This window comes from Rothia similimucilaginosa, from assembly GCF_029850875.1.
Taxonomy (GTDB): Bacteria; Actinomycetota; Actinomycetes; order Actinomycetales; family Micrococcaceae; genus Rothia.
On sequence record NZ_JAOVAM010000001.1, the window covers coordinates 49641 to 65578 of the forward strand.

The 15938-nt window shown below is 59.7% G+C and carries 13 protein-coding genes; 1 reads left to right on the plus strand and 12 read right to left on the minus strand.

Features of this window, described 5'->3' with window-relative positions:
- Positions 1-167: 167 nt before the first annotated feature.
- The gene (locus QFX05_RS00220; RefSeq protein WP_279739894.1) at positions 168-506 is read left to right on the plus strand and encodes an RNA polymerase-binding protein RbpA; all 339 of its coding nucleotides are present in this window, start codon (positions 168-170) and stop codon (positions 504-506) included.
- Positions 507-726: 220 nt separating this feature from the next.
- Here the strand turns inward: QFX05_RS00220 and QFX05_RS00225 are convergent, their stop codons facing one another.
- From QFX05_RS00225 to dop, 12 genes are all read right to left on the minus strand, one after another.
- A complete protein-coding gene (locus QFX05_RS00225) occupies positions 727-1461 on the minus strand; it encodes a polyprenol monophosphomannose synthase (protein ID WP_279739897.1) in 735 nt (244 codons plus the stop codon).
- A gap of 131 nt (positions 1462-1592) precedes the next feature.
- Positions 1593-2771 carry an amidohydrolase gene (locus QFX05_RS00230; RefSeq protein ID WP_279739899.1) on the minus strand — a complete coding sequence of 393 codons (1179 nt, stop codon included), beginning with the start codon at positions 2769-2771 and terminating at the stop codon, positions 1593-1595.
- Between the two features lie 229 nt (positions 2772-3000).
- Positions 3001-6039, minus strand: a complete 3039-nt coding sequence (locus QFX05_RS00235; RefSeq protein ID WP_279739902.1) for a DEAD/DEAH box helicase — start codon at positions 6037-6039, stop codon at positions 3001-3003.
- Positions 6040-6242: 203 nt separating this feature from the next.
- Positions 6243-7124, minus strand: a complete 882-nt coding sequence (gene tatC, locus QFX05_RS00240; protein ID WP_279739905.1) for a twin-arginine translocase subunit TatC — start codon at positions 7122-7124, stop codon at positions 6243-6245.
- A 131-nt stretch (positions 7125-7255) separates the two neighbouring features.
- Positions 7256-7492, minus strand: a complete 237-nt coding sequence (gene tatA / locus QFX05_RS00245) for a Sec-independent protein translocase subunit TatA (protein ID WP_070686784.1) — start codon at positions 7490-7492, stop codon at positions 7256-7258.
- A gap of 15 nt (positions 7493-7507) precedes the next feature.
- Complete coding sequence (locus tag QFX05_RS00250) at positions 7508-7846, minus strand: hypothetical protein (RefSeq protein ID WP_044142748.1); 339 nt, start codon at positions 7844-7846, stop codon at positions 7508-7510.
- A gap of 79 nt (positions 7847-7925) precedes the next feature.
- A complete protein-coding gene (locus QFX05_RS00255; protein WP_279739917.1) occupies positions 7926-10190 on the minus strand; it encodes a helix-turn-helix transcriptional regulator in 2265 nt (754 codons plus the stop codon).
- Positions 10191-10418: 228 nt separating this feature from the next.
- Positions 10419-10814: an FKBP-type peptidyl-prolyl cis-trans isomerase gene (locus QFX05_RS00260; RefSeq protein WP_279739918.1), complete on the minus strand. Its 396-nt coding sequence runs from the start codon at positions 10812-10814 to the stop codon at positions 10419-10421.
- Positions 10815-10928: 114 nt separating this feature from the next.
- Positions 10929-11984 (minus strand): FKBP-type peptidyl-prolyl cis-trans isomerase, encoded by a 1056-nt coding sequence (locus QFX05_RS00265; RefSeq protein ID WP_279739919.1) that lies wholly within the window; start codon positions 11982-11984, stop codon positions 10929-10931.
- Positions 11985-12189: 205 nt separating this feature from the next.
- Positions 12190-13662 (minus strand): Pup--protein ligase, encoded by a 1473-nt coding sequence (gene pafA, locus QFX05_RS00270; protein ID WP_279739921.1) that lies wholly within the window; start codon positions 13660-13662, stop codon positions 12190-12192.
- A 29-nt stretch (positions 13663-13691) separates the two neighbouring features.
- A complete protein-coding gene (locus tag QFX05_RS00275) occupies positions 13692-13886 on the minus strand; it encodes a ubiquitin-like protein Pup (RefSeq protein ID WP_005506016.1) in 195 nt (64 codons plus the stop codon).
- A gap of 191 nt (positions 13887-14077) precedes the next feature.
- Complete coding sequence (gene dop, locus QFX05_RS00280) at positions 14078-15889, minus strand: depupylase/deamidase Dop (protein ID WP_279739924.1); 1812 nt, start codon at positions 15887-15889, stop codon at positions 14078-14080.
- Positions 15890-15938 lie beyond the last annotated feature (49 nt).

A 15938-nucleotide genomic window follows, 5' to 3' on the forward strand; every position in this document is an offset into this window, starting at 1 on the left:
AGGCGTGAATTACCAAAAATCACGCCGAATAAACACCACCACGCTGGGCAGGTGGAGACTATTACCGATATAATAGATGTTTTGTAAACGTTCGAGGGAATAGCTCTCCCCCGCCCAACGTTACGCCTAAAGCGCCAAAGAGCGCACCCGACGACACTGGAGGAAAAATGAGCGATCGTAGCCTGCGCGGTATGCGCCTGGGTTCCCAGTCGATGGAAACCGAATCGAACGTACAGCCCGCGCCCCGCCAGCGCGTCGAATACCGTACCGCAGACGGTGACCGCGTTTTCGTGACCTTCGCGGCAGAAGCAGAAATCCCCTCGGTATGGACCGCAAAGTCCGGTAAGGAAGCCTACCTCGTCAACGGCGACTCCACCGCAGACGCCGAAGAGGGGAAGCCCGCACGTACCCACTGGGATATGCTCATGGAACGTCGTAGCATCGAAGAGCTGGAAAAGACTCTGGAAGGCCGCTTGGAATACTACCGCAAGCACTACGCGCTCTAAAAGCACCGTAGACATGCTGTAGAAACGCTGTAGAAGCCCGCTAAGAGCAACTCGCACTTTAGCGGGCTTCTACCGTTTTAGCGCTGACTCCGTGGGTACATGAGCCAGGAAAGAGCGCTACACAAAGCGTAAAAAGATAGAGGCGGATACGTTACGTATCCGCCTCTATCTTTCGTTTAAAGCTTAGGCGCGAGAAGCATCTGCGCAAAAAGCTACCGGCTTACTTGCCCAGGGCCTTCTTCAGCTTCTGAACGCGGTTAGCCATGCCCCAGCGAGTCACCTTAGACATAGAGTCAAAGATAATGTTGCCGTCCATCTTCGAAGCGCCAATCTCACGCTCAACAAAAGTAATCGGAACCTCAACAATGTTCAGGCCAGCCTGCTCAGAACGCCACGCCAGATCAACCTGGAATACGTAGCCCTTCGAGTCGATACCCTCAAGGTTCAGACGCTGCAGGGCCTCACGACGGTACGCACGGAAACCAGCGGTGATGTCCTTAATGGAGGTACCCAGAATCAGGCGGGTGTACAGGTTAGCGCCGCGAGAGAGAATCTGGCGGTGAGCCGGCCAGTTCTTGGTCTTGCCGCCGGGAACGTAACGCGAACCAATAGCCAGGTCAGCGCCTGCCTCCACAGCACGAACCAGAGAAGGAAGCTGCTCAGGCTGGTGCGAGCAGTCAGCGTCCATCTCAATCAGAACGTCGTAGCCTGCTTCAAGGCCCCAATCGAAGCCAGCGAGGTATGCGCCACCCAGACCGTCCTTAACGGTGCGGTGCAGAACGTGAATCTGGGAATCCTTAGCTGATAGCTCATCAGCAATCTGACCGGTACCATCGGGGCTGTTATCATCCACCACGAGAATATCCACCTCGGGTGCTGCCTTGCGAAGACGCTCTACCACGATGGGCAGGTTCTCCTTCTCGTTATACGTTGGGATGACAGTTAGAACGCGCATATTACTCCCTCACAGGTGCATATAAAACAGGCAGTTTAGGTATCCATTATACCGGGTAAACATTTGAGCAACTGAACCATTGGGGGCCTCTACTGCTCTAAACCGCCTAAAAAGTGTTGACAAGCTAAAAATTATTTACCTTCAGTGTAAATAGATTCCAGGACGGGCAGTTCCACATGCTCATCCAGCACCGGAAGCAGCGGAATGCGAGCGCGAGGGTCAGTACTCCACGATGCTACGCGGGAGTCGGGCGCCTGGACCATGAGGGCTTCGACGCGCCACTGTGCTACGTATGCGGGGGTGTCGGGGGTTAGCTGGCCGGTGAAGGGGTTTTCTTCGTGTGCGAGGCGGTATACGCCGCGGGTGAGGGCGGCGAAAGCGCTGCGGGCGGAGATGCCATGTTCGTCGTTGACGAGTTCGCGGATGAGGGACCAGGTGCCGGGTGCGTAGAGCTGAGTGTCAGAGCCGAGCGCAATGGAGGTGCCAACTGCGTTTGCGCGGCGTGCTACGGAGGCTACCGACTCACGCGCCTCTCCCCCAGCGTGTGCGAGGAGTGCCTGGACGGTGTCGCTGGCTGCTTCATCTTCTTCGGGTTCGCAGACGCTCAGACCGAGGTTGATGCGTGCTTCTGCCAGTTTGGTGAGGTATTCGTCGGTGACGGGGTCTTGCGGGGTGCTGATTGTTGCGTCGAGGCGTATGGACAGCCAGGGGTGGTTTTTGCGTACGGTGAGTGCGGCATCGGCTGCGGTGGTGAAGCCGGTGGATGCATCTATAGAGAGCAGGAGTGCGGCGTCTTCGGCTACCTGCGCTGCTGCGGGGGCCTCGGTGGGTGCGACAAAGATGCCGACCAGCTGCAGGCCCTTGACGGCGCGTTCGCCTTCGGTGAGGGGGCGTAGTGCCTTGATGGCACTGATTAGTTCGTCGGTCTCAATGCCGGTGGCGTTGAGGATGAAGCGGATGTCGGGTGTGCCGTGTTCGGCGCTGTAGTAGCTGAGAGCGGAGACGAGGTCGGGGACGTCCTCCATGCCGGCGAGTAGGGTGTGCGTGTGGTAGCCGGCTGCGCGGTATGCCTGCAGGTAGTCGAGGATTTCGGGTGCTTCCTTGCCTGTGACCGGTGCCAGTGCGCGCGCGAAGGCGGGGGTTAGTAAGGCGCCGTCAAGTTCGGTGATGGTAGCTGACTCGTCAGCAATTGAACGTGCGCCTGAATCGGAACCAACCCAGCGGACGAATCCGTCTTCGACTAGCATTGCGGTTGCGTACGGGTCGACCGGGCTGTACACGCTACCATCTACAAAAATACGGGTAGACATTAGAATCCTTTCACCGTTGAGGCGCGCCGAAAGCGCACACGAGGGCGGGTACTTCAGTTGTGCCCGCGTAGCTCAGCTGAGCATCTCATTTGAGTATAGAAGCACCCCCGCTACCTACGGTAGTTCGTTCGTCCTTAGATGAGGGGGAACTTAGATGATGCAGAACAATGCACAGTGGCGGGGGTGGTAGCCCGAACCGGTTGGGTACGGTGTAGCACTGAGGTGCGGGTTAGACGTCCAGGGCGACCACACCGCGGCGGACCGCCTCAATCGCCTCTTCACAGCGGGCGCGAATCACCGGGTCCAGTGAGCGGATGTGCGCGATCTGGTCCAGTGCGTCCAGTACCTGCTTTGCCCAGCGCACGAAGTCGCCGGCGGCAAGGCCGGTGTCCTCGATTGCCTTTGCGAGGTGCGCGCCGTTCGCCCAGGCGTACATGGGTTCGACCAGACCGAAGTCGCATGTCGGGGTCGGGGTGACCTTGAACTGTTCCTCAGCTGCGTTCAGGTCGGCGAGGCGCTGCGTAATCGTCGCAATGGGTGCGCGCAGGGACGGGTGCGGGTAGTGAGCCAGGTATTCCACCGCGTCGCGCTTACCCTGGTAGGTCAGTGCGGCAACGGTTGCCGCGATGGCGGCGGGTTCCAGTCCATCGAGGAAGTGCGCGTCCAGGCACAGAGCGGTCAGCAGGTCGCGCTCGCCGTAGATGCGGCGCAGAGCCTGGCCGCCGGTAGTTAGCGATAATTCGTTATCCGCGGTGCGCTCGACGTAGCCGTAGCTTTCCAGCAGGCGCGCAATGCGGTTGAAGACCTGCGCGATCGTGTTGGTGCGGCGGGCAATCTGACGGCGCAACCCTTCCGTTTCAGAGTTGAGCTTCTGCCAGCGCTCAGCCCAACGCATGTGGTTCGCGCGGTCGGAGCAGCCGTGGCACGGGTGGTTACGCAGCTGAGCCTGCAGAGCCTCCAGTTGTGCGTCAACGCTGTTCTGACGAGTCGGGATGTTCTGCTGCGCGAGCGCTCGAGGGGCGCGGCCGTCGTAGAGTGCCTGGCGCATGCGGCTTGCGGTATCACGGCGTTCCTTGGCGGTTTTGAGGCTCAGGCGCTTGGGGATTTTGATGCGTGAGACCGGTTCGATGGCGCCTTCGAAGTCGCGAGTTGAGGCGGTGCGCTGGTGCGCGTCCTCGGTAACGATGCCGATGCGCGGGTCGGCGTGCGAATCGGAGCGGGTGATGACGACTGCGTAGCCGCGGGAGCGGCCATGTGGAATGTAGATGATGTCGCCCGGCAATAGCTGCTGGATGCTGTGGTGTGCCTGCGCGCGTGCGTGGCGTTCGTTGCTCTTGGATGCCTTCTTTTCCAGTTCGGCGATGTGGCGGCTGAGCTGGACGTATTCGGTGAAGTCGCCCAGGTGGCATGCCATTGCTTCGCGGTAGCCTTCGAGGGCGTTTTCGTTTTTGCGTACGCGGGAGGCGACGCCCACGACCGATTTGTCTGCCTGGAACTGTGCGAAGGAGGATTCCAGGATTTTGCGGGTGCGTTCGGCGCCGTAGGAGGCGATGAGGTTTGCCGCCATATTGTAGGTGGGGCGGAATGAGGAGTTCAGCGGGTAGGTGCGTGTTGAGGCAAGGGTTGCCACGTGTTCCGGGGACATGCCGGGGCGCCACATGACAACCGCGTGGCCTTCGATGTCGATGCTGCGGCGGCCGGCGCGTCCGGTTAGTTGGGTGTATTCACCGGGGGTGATGTCCACGTGGGATTCGCCGTTGTATTTGGTGAGCTTCTCCAGGATGACGGTGCGTGCAGGCATGTTGATGCCCAGTGCGAGGGTTTCGGTGGCGAAGACCAGCTTGATGAGGCCTTGTGCGAAGAGGGTTTCTACAACCTCCTTGAACAGTGGCAGTAAGCCGGCGTGGTGTGCGGCGATACCGCGAATGAGGCCGTCACGCCACTCGTAGTAGCCGAGGGTGTTCAGGTCGCGGGTGTCTAGGTGGGATGTTGCTTCCGCGATGTAGGCGCGGATGGTCTGCTGCTGTTCAGGGGTGGTCAGTGTAATATCGGCGGATACGCAGTGGCTGACTGCGCCGTCGCAACCGGCACGGGAGAAGATAAAGCAAATGGCCGGTAGCAGTCCCTGCTTGTCGAGGGCGCGCACCATCTCGGGGCGGGTAATGCGCTGCGGGCGCAGGGGCTTCTGCTCACCGCGCGCATCAAAGTCCCGGTCGTTACTGAAATGATTATTATTGAAGCCATCGCGACGGTTTGCGCCGCTGCTGAATGTCTCATTCAGCCAGCCCTCACGACGGTGACGGAAACGTTCACGCTTGCCACCGTAACGTCCACGGCCCGGTGCGGAACGGAAGCCGGGGCGTAGCGCTTTCAGCTGCGGGTTTAGGCGCAGACCGGCCAGCAGGGGGTTGGTGCCCGACTCTACGGTTGTTCCGCGCTGCTTAGCTTTCTGTGCCTTCTTCGCCTGCTTGCGGGAGAGCTTCTCCTCCGGCTCCTGGGTCTTGCCCTGTGCGGAGTTGTCTTCGGGTACGAACAGGTCCACCACACGGTGACCGACCATCATGTGCTGCCACAGGGGCACCGGACGGTGCTCAGAAACAATAATGTCCGTGCCGCCGCGTACCGTATCCAGCCACGCGCCGAACTCCTCAACGTTCGACACCGTCGCCGATAGAGAGATAACGTTTACATGCTCGGGAAGGTGAATAATTGCCTCTTCCCATACTGCGCCGCGGAAACGGTCCGCGAGGTAGTGCACCTCATCCATCACCACGTAGCCTAGGCCGGTTAGTGTGGTCGAGTTGGCGTAGAGCATGTTGCGCAGGACCTCGGTGGTCATCACGACCACGGGTGCTTCCGTGTTGATGCTCGTATCGCCGGTCAGCAGACCCACGTAATCTTCACCGTACGCGCGCACAAAGTCGTGGTACTTCTGGTTGCTCAGCGCCTTAATGGGGGTCGTATAGAACGCTTTCATGCCGCGGCGTAGCGCCAGGTATATGCCGAATTCACCCACAATGGTCTTACCGGCACCGGTGGGTGCGGCAACGAGGACGGAGCGGTCCGCCTCCACGGCGGCACACGCCTGACGCTGAAAATCATCCAGCGGAAAATCTAGGGACGCCTCAAAAGCGCCGAGGGCAGTCTTTGCGTAGGCGGCGCGCTCTCGGGATGCGGTGTAGGCGGCAGCGTAGTCGGTGTGCTGCGCCGGAGTCTGTGCGTTAGAAGTGTGTGCGTCGGATGTGTGCTGTGCGTGGTGCTTGCTCATAGTATGTCCAGTGTAACGGTTCGCCTGCCGCGAGTCTCCAGAAAGCATCCTGCACGGGTACTAATCCGGTATGGGCGAACAGCGAGCGTATCGGTGGCGTGCGAGAGGGATGCGGTTTTGTGGAACATGCGAAAAGGGGCGGGATACAGGTTCTCTGTATCCCGCCCGTTGCAGCGACGTTGCTCAAAGCAAACTCTATTTAGTTAGGAAGTCTTCTCTTCCTCAAAGTAACCCATCTTAGCTAGGTCTTCACTGCTGGTTGCGGTGTTTAGGCTTGCTTCATCCGTACCCTGAGCCAGCTTGACAAGCTTGCGGTCGCGGTGCTTGTCGTTGATCATGCAGATGCCGATTGCTGCGAAGAAGAAAATCAGCAGCGGCGCCATGAGTACGAACATCATCATGATGTCGCTACCGGGTGCGGTCAGCGCTGCAATCACTGCGACGAGGACGACGACCCAACGCCAGGACTTCAGGATGGTCTTGCCTCGGATGAGGCCGAGCATGTTAACGCCAACCAGAATCACCGGGATGATGAAGGCGCAGGAGAACGTCACAACAAACTTCAGGATGAAGGAGATGTACACGCCCGCGTCAATGTAGTTACTTTCGTTGACGGGGGTGAACTTCAGCAGTGCGTAGACTACGCCGGGGAGGGTGAAGTAGGAGATGGCGACACCGCAGGCAAACGCGAAAATAGATGCGGTGAGGAAGCCGAAGAGGTACTTCTTTTCCTTGGTGTGCAGTGCCGGCAGCAGGAATCGCAGTGCCTGGTAGAGCCAGACGGGAGAAGCGATGACCAGGCCAATGTACATACCGACCTTAAGCAGCTGGTCGAAAGGAGATGCGACGCTACCGTAGTTCAGGTTTGCGTTGCGGCCGGTTTCTGAATTGATCTGTTGCAGGGGCGCAGAGATCATTTCAATGAAAGGCTGGTAGAGGAAGACCGTACCGATGATGGCTGCGATGATGGTTGCGATAGCCGCTTTGATGAGGCGGTCGCGGAATTCGCGTAGGTGTTCCTTGAGTTCCATGCGCGCTTCAGGGTTGAGTTTGCGGTTGCGCACGTCCTGGTCGGGTGTTGCCACGTGGTGTCCTCTGGGTATCGGTGCCGTGTATGATTCGGCTGAGGGGGCTGGTGGGGTTTTATGGGGTGGTGCCGCAAAACCCGTGCCGGCCGGTGGGCTGGCACGGGTTTGGTGCGTCGGGGGCGAGACCGTTACTTAGTTTCGGTCTTGCCGTTGTCTACTACCTCAGCGGTGACGACCTCTTCGCCGTCCTTCTCGCGGGGGTCCTTCTTGGAGTCGTTCTTCAGGCCCTCAACTTCGGTCTTGAAGATGCGCATGGACTGGCCGAGGCTGCGTGCCATGCCGGGCAGCTTGGGTGCGCCGAAGAGCAGGACGATAAGGAGGATAACGACGATGATGGTCGCGGGGTGGCTGAAAATCTGGCCCATGGTGTGCCTTTCTGGTTAGAGCAGGTCTCCGATGTTTTGAGGTTGGCCGAGTCGATCTCGTCGGGAGACCCGTCGCTTGATCCGCTCAGACCTGCGTGTCTGCTTACCTTGTTCGTAGTTATTGTATGCCTCGGTGATGGGCGTGAATACCCCGAGGGTGGTGTCTCGCGGGAGTTTTCGGCTTGCGTTCGCTTGCGCTGCGTCGAATTGTCCCTCGATTGACTCGACCCAGGTTACGGTTTCGTCAAGGAGCGTGAAACCGCGAGTGAGTGCTTTGTAGGTGAACCATGCCAAATAGAGGAGCGAGCAGATGATGAGCGCGCCCCATAGCAAAATCCAGAACCACCAAGACATGAGCCCATTATACAAGTTTTAGGTTAATGTTTTGGCGCCTTAGATGGGTTTTGGGACGTTTTTGCTTGTGGGTGAAGTGCTATTTTTCTGTGGGCGCACTTGCGGGCACACCGCTGCGGCTGCTCGCCTTAAGTGTTTGCAACTGGTCAAGCAACGCCGCGCGCAGGTGCGCCGGACCGATGAGTTCGAGGGCACCTCGGTGCGCGATGACGGTGTCGAGGATGTTCTTATCGCCAGCGCCGTGGGCGTTGTTGTAGTAGTGGATGCGCACGTATTGGGTGCGTGAAGCCTTCTTCACGTGGTGGGTGCTTCGGCGCATGTACGTTGCGGTGAGAGTACCGAGCGGCTCACCGCTGGGAATATGTTCGGTCGGGTGAATACGCAACTCAGCAAAGGGGTTGCTCTGAGTGTTGTGCTGTTGTGCGTGCCAATGAGGGACAGTGTCACCGGTGACCGGGTGGGTACGACCCTCACCCGCCTCGTGAATATGGTTGATACGGGTGAGGCGGAAGTTACGCCAGAAAGTAGGGGGCTTCTCCCCCGCCTCGTTGCCTGCAACCTCACCGGTGGCTGCGTTAGCAAAAGCCTCAGGTGCATACTCAGGGACCTCTTCACCGCGCGCGGTATAGTAGCGTTCCTCAGCGGTACGGCACCACGCATGCAGATACATGTGGTCGCGGTGCAACACCAACGCATACGGGTCCACCAGACGATCCGCGGCACGCTCAGAGGTACCGTACCCAATGGTCACGGCGTTGCCGCTACTCAGAGCGGCAGTCGCCTCCTGCAACAAAGGCTCCTCCGGGGCGAAGCACAGGTGCTGAGCATAGACGGGCGCGTTCGGGTATGCGGCGGCGAGCGCCGCCCGGATACTGCCCAGACGGGCATCCGCCGGGTGCAGAATATCTGCGGCAGAGAGGGTAAAGACAAGAATGGCGAGCTCAGTGTCAGTAAGGCTCGCGTAGTTCAGCAGCGTGTTTGGGGTGGCGCCGTCAAAATCTGGCAGCAGGTTAATGTAGGTGGGCTTGAGCGCGTCCGGGTCCTTGGGGTCAGACTCGAAGGGAACAGTATTGAAAGGAGATGCGTCTACCTGCGCGAAAATCTCGGCAATAGTTTTGCCGAGGGCACGGTTCTTGTCGGTGTCTACGCTGTAGAGGGTGTTGAGCTGGTTCAACGGCATGGGCGCCTCATCGTGGGCGCTCGCCCAGCGGTCGGCACGGTGCAAACCCAGGAGCAGATCCACAAGGTCGTCGAGAGAGTTGTTACGGTTGCGCTGGTTGATATCTGTCCAGGTGCCGGGGTCTTCAACTGCGCCGCTGTGCAGGGCGGTGAGGGTGCGCAACAGCTGCTGCTGGGCGGCGTAGCTGTCACGCTGGCGGGTAGAGGCAGCCTCGGATTCCTCGGGCGGCTCGATAACGCAACTGTAGCTGGTCGCCGCCACAGCGCTATCAATCGTGCCGTACGAGGGCACGGTGAAAGGCTCCGAAAGTGTGGAATCGGCGCTGACCTCCACGACTGACAGGTACTCTTCGTATCCCCTGATGTCTTCTAGCCAGTTCTTAGCGTTGAACGTCGTGTTGATGGGGATCGAATCGATACGCGAGAGCATCGTGAGCTTCTGAATACGGCTAGCACGGAATGTGTACTCCTTACGTTCCGCACTCTCGGTGTAGTACCCGACGAAGTACCAGGTGCCGTAACGGTAACCAATACCGGCAACACTGACCTTCTCCTGTATACGGGTTGCACCGGCAGCCGTCTGATAGGTGAACGTGACCGTCTTACGCTCCGCATAGGCGGTAAACAGTTCATTTAGGTGGGGGTTATCGCTAAAGTAAATGCGCTGAAGGGGCTCACGGTAGGTGTGCAGGTTCTTCGCGCGCTGACGCTTGCCGGTCTTCGGGTCCTGGATCTTCGCTGCGGCGAGTGCCTCGTCAGTGAGGTTCTTGCTGGTGAGCGCAATCTTACGCAGGATGCGGTAGGCATCATCCTGTAGCTCGGTGCCTTCCCAGCCTCGCAGGATGGTGTTGATGAGGCGGAACTCCTCAGCAGTGGGGTTCCAGGCGGGCAGCTTTGCGGCGTTGCTGGGTTCGAGGCGGTAGCGCTCCCCCAGATCCGTGGTCACGTGGGTGATGTGCGCGCCGGCATCACGCAGGGTCTGCTTGGCTCGTTCAAAGGCGCGTTCCTGGGCCTCGTTGAGGGAGCCGTTAGCGCGTGTGCTAATACCGAGCAGGGTCAGTAGCTCGTTGCGGCTGATGCCCTGGGTTCGGGTTGCGGTGTCGGGTGTCTCGGCGGCGGTGGCGAGGCGGTGAAGAGTCATGTAAAGCTGAGCTGCGGTGGACATGATTCCATCATAACCTGTGTGTTCCGCAGCACTTACGTAGCGTATGGGGTGGCTGAGGGAGAAATACGCGGGTATAAAATCTCGCGGATGCGCTGATAGCCCGACGCCCAAAACCACGGTACACAAAACCCGGTACATAAAGTCGGGCAGGCAAAAGCCCGGTGCCCCTCCCACAATCGGGAGAAAGCACCGGGCTAGATGTCTCTTATGCGAGAACCTGGCTAGTCCTTAGCGGACGTCCAGCAGGTCCACCACGAAAATCAGGGACTCACCGGGTTTAATGACCGAACCTGCGCCGCGGTCACCGTACGCCATGTCGGCGGGAATCTCCAGGCGACGACGGCCGCCGACCTTCATGCCGAGCAGACCCTCATCCCAGCCACGGATAACCTGGCCAACGCCCACCTGGAACGGCAGCGGCTCGCCGCGGTTCCAGGACGCGTCAAACTCTTCACCGGTGGAGAATGCCACACCAACGTAGTGGGTGAGCACGCGGGAGCCGGCAACAACCTCAGCGCCTGCACCCTCGATCAGATCGGTGATGACCAGCTCGGTGGGCGCGTCGCCCTCGGGGAAATCGATTTCAGGCTTTTCGCGGTCGAGGTTACGCTGACCGAAAGACATGGGTGTCTCCTTTGATTGGTTCGAAATACATCGAAATAGTGGGTGCGCCCGCCGCCTAAGCCATATAAGCGGCGAGCGCGGTATAAAAATGTGACGTAAAACGTGGGTACCGGGCTACTGTGCGGTAGCCGAAGCGGTAGCTGCCGGGGTTGCGGTCGCAGAAGCGGTTGCCGAGGCGCTCGCCTGCGCAGCAGCCGCGCTAGAAGCTGCCTGAGCACGCTGCAAGGTCTGCGGGTTCTCCTCCGCTCCCAGAATATCAACCACGAACACGAGGGTACCCGAAGGCTTGGAGCCGCCGGCGTCGTTACCGTACGCCAGATCCGCCGGGATAATCAGCTCAACGCGGGAACCGACCTTCTTGCCCTTCAGGCCCTGGGTCCAGCCCTTGATAACACCCTGCAGGGAGATGCCCGTCGGGGTGGCAGCGTCGTAGTTGCTGTCAAAGACCTTACCATCAGAGTACTTTACGCCAATGTAGCGCACGTAGACGGTATCGGTTTCCTTAACTTCAGCGCCCTCGCCCTCAATGAGGTTCTTCGAGACGAGCTCAGTGTATTCCTGCTTGGTGTCAGGCAGCTTGACGTCAGCCTTGCCGGTGGACTCGTCCAGCGTGAAGGACGGCAGCGACGGGTCAGCCTCAACAGCCTTACCGGTTGCGTACTTGGGCAGCTTTGTCTTCACGGTGTACACCTCAACGTTAGTTGCGGTACCGGGCGAAGCGGTCGTAGTGGTCACGCCCGCGGTGCTACGCTGCTGCAGAACGTTGGTGGTGTACGAGAAGGAACCGCCAACCTTAATCTTCTTGAGGGTTTCGTACACCTGCGGTGCAGCCTTCTTCAGCTGATCGTTAACCGGTAGCAGAATCGGCTCGCTGGAGTAAGTGGAACCGTTGAGCTTGCCGTCGGTGCCGTTGAATACGGCAGCCTCAACAAGCACGTAGTCACCATCGTTGATGGAGTCGCCGTTACCTTCCTCAATCACGTACGCGGAGGGGCTAGAAGCGGCGAAGGGAGTTGCGAAGGACGCTTCAGGCTCAGCGGTCGCATTCTTCAGGGTGTACTGCACCTTGGACAGGTCGCCATTATTAGACTGTGCACCACATGCAGACAGTGCGAGCGCGAGAGCTGCCGTGCTGGCACCGAAAATAGTGAGCTTAGAGCGTTTGGTCATAGTGTTATCCTCTGGGGTTTTCTGTGAGAGTGGGGCGTATGAGTGCCCGTGTGCCACAGAACAGTTTACAGGTATAGGTTTAGCTGTTTTATGCTACGGCACGTAGCTGTGTTCAGGCTGTGTCGCGGCGCGGGGTGCGCTGGGAACTTTGGGCGGGAACACACCGTGCCGTGGTGTGGCGAGCCCGGGGCTTTAGCGGCGCTGTTTAGCAGGGCGGCGGGAATGCCGCCTCCTGATGCTGACGCTCCTTAGACGCCAGCAGGCTCAGCACCTCCTCCAGCTCCTCGCTGCCGGTAGCGAACGGGTCCTTACACACCAGCGTGTGCTGCGGGTAGGCGTTGAGCTTCAGATGCACCCAATCCACGGTGAACTGCTCCCCCGCCGCAACCGCCGCGTTAATGAAACGCGAACGCTGGGTCGCGCGAGTGTTCGGCGGCTGAGTCTTAGCCGCCTCCGCAACGCCCTCGGGCAGGATGCGCTTGACCGCACCGCGACGAACCAGCGCATGGAAGACACTACGCTCCGGGTCAATGTCGTGGTACGCCAAGTCCAGCTGACGGATGCGGGCACTCGCATAATCGGCAGGCTGACCGGCCGCGCGGGCACGGGCAATGTACGCATCCAGAAGCTTCTTCTTAATCGCCCAGTCAATCTCAGTATCAATGCTGCTGTAGTCGCCGGACTCGATAGCATCCAGGGTGCGCTGCCACAGGTCCAGGGCGTATTCCGTATGGTGGTGGTGCACGCCGTACTGTTCCACATACTGACGGGCGGCGTCCAAGTAGTGACGCTGAACGCTCAACGCCGTGTAGTACTTACCGTCGGTGGTTTCGAAGGTCGCGGTGCCAGTTAGATCGTGGCTGATAGCGCGCAGAGCCGCCGGAACAGACACAATATCCAGGCTCGTCACCGGGAAGCGATCCTCCAGCATGCGCAGCACCAGGTCAGTGCTGGCAATCTTCAGCAGGGTCGTCGGCTCCGCCATGTTCGAGTCACCATTAATGACGTGCATGCGGCGGAACTTCGAAGCGTCCGCGTGCGGCTCGTCGCGCGTGTTAATGAGCGGGCGAGCGCGCGAGGTGGAGGTGGATGCCGCCTCCCAAATATGGTCGGCACGCTGCGAGAACGAGTACGAGGGCACACCCGTGCTGGACGCCGGGTCGGTCGAACCGGGCACCGGGCCGCCGTTCGGGTGGGTCTTACCGGCACCGACCAGAATCTGGCGGGTCACCAGGAAGGGCACGAGCTGCTTAATCAGGTCGTTGAACTGCAGTTTGCGGCTAATCAGGTAGTTCTCATGGCTGCCGTAGGAGTTGCCCGCCGAATCCACGTTGTTCTTGAACAGGTACAGTTCACCGTCAAGGGGACGGCCCTCCGAGCCTGCGAGCAGTCGCTTGCGGGCGGTACGCGCCAGATCAGCGAAAAGCAGCTCACCGGCGCGTTCCTGCGCGAGTAGCTCGTCAATGCTACCGCATTCGGCGGAGGCGTACTCGGGGTGCGAACCCACGTCAAGGTAGAGCCTACCGCCGTTGGGTAGGAAAACGTTCGTTGAGCGCCACTGATCCAGGACGGGCTTGAAAAGGGCAGCGGCGGATTCTTCGATGCTCAGCCGACCGAGCCCATGCGGGACGTAGCTGAGCCCGAATTCGCTTTCAATGCCGAAAATACGGTGTTCCATGATGCTGACCCGGCGTGCAGGTGCGCCGGTTACTCGCCACCCTTCTGGACGAAGCCGGTGACGAAGTCTTCAGCATTCTCAGCGAGCAGGCCGTCAATTTCGTCGAGCAGGTCGTCGACCTCGCTCACGTCAGAGACAACGTGGGAGGCGGCGAGGGTCAGTTCCTGCTCCTGCTCGGCTGCGGTGGTTTCGGTCTGCTGTGCGCTGATGCGTTCGCGGCTCATGGTTCTCTCCTCAAGGGGTTTTCGGTTGTGGACAAATAAGTTTTTAGTGGTGTCGGGTGCGGGGTGTAAGGGTTTTTTTAGTACCCGAACCTTCATGCACCCTACCTGTGGGTTATGTGGTTTTCACTCTTCCAAATGGGGGTATTCGCCCCGGGGAAGAATATGAGTTCATGTGGGTTTAGGGGATGCTACTAGCGCAGCCGGTTCAGCAGCTCATCCGAATGGTTTACCTCATCCAGCAGCGGTTCCACCGCGGCGGCACCGTACCGGGTCGGTTCCATCATCGTAAAACGAGTAAGATCCTTCGAATACCTGCCACGGCAAGACACCGTATCCCAGTTAATACCCAGAATCTCCTCCGGCCAACGCGCCATCAAAGTACCACGCAAAAACGCCCGCGTCTCACGCGGCGGCTCAGTGGTCGCACGCTCGATCTGCTCCGCAGAGAACAGCGTACGTATACGGCCACGGGCCACCAGACGGTGATACAGACTCTTTGACGGGTCAATATCAGCGTACTGCAAATCCAAAGCCTTTAACTTCGGATTCGCATAATCTACGCCCTGGGCGACATAACCGCGCACCAGCGCATACTTCGCCACCCAATCCAGACGATCCGCCAGCGAGAGCGGGTTAGTTTCCAGGGCGTCCAGCACTTCGCCCCACAGATCGAGAATCTGCGCGGTCGCAGCATCCACACCCGCCGGGTTCGATTCCTCGTGCGCACGGGAGGCCTCATAGTAGGCGCGCTGAATCTGCAGGGCACTTGCAGAACCACTCGTGGACACCGGATTTGGCAGGGCCGCCGAAGACGGCGCCAACGGCAGCTGAACCGATAGTGACAGGTCGTGGCTGACCGCGTGCATCGCCGCCACCGGATCAGACAGGCGCACACCCGGCAGCACCGGAGTCTGCTCACCGTGCGACTCAATCAGGTTCATCACCAGCGCCGCCGTACCAAACTTCAACAGGTTCGAATAGTGCGACATGTTTGCGTCCGCCGGAATCACGTGCAGGCGGCGGTACTTCGACTCATCCGCATGCGGTTCATCGCGCGTATTCACAATCGGGCGGCGAATCGTGGTTTCCAGACCAATCGTGCGCTCAAAGAAATCAGCACGCGAACTCATCTGAAAACCCGGAACCTCACCGTGCGTACCAATACCCACACGGCCCGCACCCGTAAAAATCGCGCGGGTCGCAAAGAACGGCAGGAGCGCATCCGCAACCTGCTCGAACGGAACATCACGGCTAATCAGGTAGTTTTCATGGGCGCCGTACGACTGGCCCTTCGAGTCGGTGTTGTTCTTGTACAGCTTCACCTGCGGCAAATCCTGCGCGTGGTTACCCAGCTCCACCAACGACTCATACGCCAGCGCGTCACCGGCAGCGTCATAGAGCACTGCATCGGCGGGGGTTAGAACCTCCGGCGAGGAATACTCCGGATGCGCATGATCCACATACAGGCGCGCACCATTGGGTAGAATCGCGTTCATGGTCACGCGGTCCCAGTCCAGACGCTCCGGGAAACCACCGCGGCCGTGCACGCCGGCGAGCGCATCCAGGGCGCTACGCGGCTCGGCGGGCTCACCCGGTGCCTGAACGCCCGCCTCACGCATAATCTCCAGGGCGATATCTTCGCTGGTCAGCTCGGTGCGGGTGTGCGTCATCTGGCTCGAGTGGGCGGTGGAGGCGTCCTGAACCTGACCGAAAGCATCACGCAGCGGCGACTCCGACTCACCCAGCCACTGACCCTCGGGGGTAGCAGTCGAGTAGTTCTCTGCCTGGCGGGCCTGCTCGGCGGTCAGCTCATCCGCCAGGGCGCGGCGCTGCAGCTCCTCACGGAAAGCGGCGCCGCGGCGGAACGCCAACTTAGCGTAAGTGTTGACCACCAGTGCGGACAGCACGGTCGGGTTGGTGCCCGGCGCGGAGGGGGCGATGACGCCGTACTCGGTTTCGGCACCCATAATGCGGTGCACGCCGTAGCTGGGGGTGGAGTTCATGGGGTTCTCCTGAAAAGTTCTATACCATCTAAAGGCTCTGGACCTGCGG